This window comes from Oleiphilus sp. HI0080, assembly GCF_001635135.1.
This window is the reverse complement of the sequence record NZ_LWFU01001024.1, coordinates 1-697: the sequence shown is the minus strand read 5'-3', so window position 1 is coordinate 697 and position 697 is coordinate 1. Positions and strand designations below refer to the sequence as shown.

1 protein-coding gene is annotated in these 697 nt (G+C 47.6%); it reads left to right on the top strand.

The genetic code is table 11. The annotated features are described in order from the left end of the window. The coding region (locus A3751_RS19295; RefSeq protein WP_197466524.1) for a lipase secretion chaperone at positions 1-697 on the top strand (697 nt) is incomplete at both ends.

Here is a 697-nt window from a genome sequence, read left to right as displayed (position 1 = left end):
AAAGGTATTTACTTCGATAGAGATTTGGCCGTTGACGAACAGGGAAATCTGCGGATTTCTTCTGATATTAAGGACGTGTTTGATTTTTTCTTTTCTGCGATCGAAGAAGAAGAGCTCGATGTTGTTCTCGCTCGCATCGAAGAATACTTAAACTACAAACTTGAAGATCCCGCGCTTACTCAAGCGCTCAAAGCACTTGCGGATTATGTCGATTACAAGGCGGCAGTTTATGATTTAGAGGCGGCATTTTCAGAGAAAATCGCTTCGTTTTCAGCAACAGGTCAGCAAGTAAGCCTCGGTGGCGAGTATCTGTCACTCGTCAAAGAGCGCTTGGAGCTGGTAAAGCAACTCCGCCAAGAACATTTAAGCGTTGAGTTGCATGAGGCCTTTTACTCGGAGCGCGAACAATACGACGACTATATGCTACAAAAACTTCAGATTAACGCTGACCCTGCGCTGAGCCCTTCGCAGAAACAAGCATCGCTGAAAATCCTTGATTCTCAGATGCCCAGAGCGTTTATAGAGAGCCGTCAGTCGGCAAACCCCGTGGCTTTGCTTAGGGAGGCTACGCAGAGCGCATCCGAATCTGACCCTGAAGCACTTTATGTTCAGCGTGTTTCTACGGTGGGCGAGCCAGCGGCTCAAAGACTTTCAGAACTGGATGCAGAGCGTGCCAAGTGGACGAGTAGATATAATG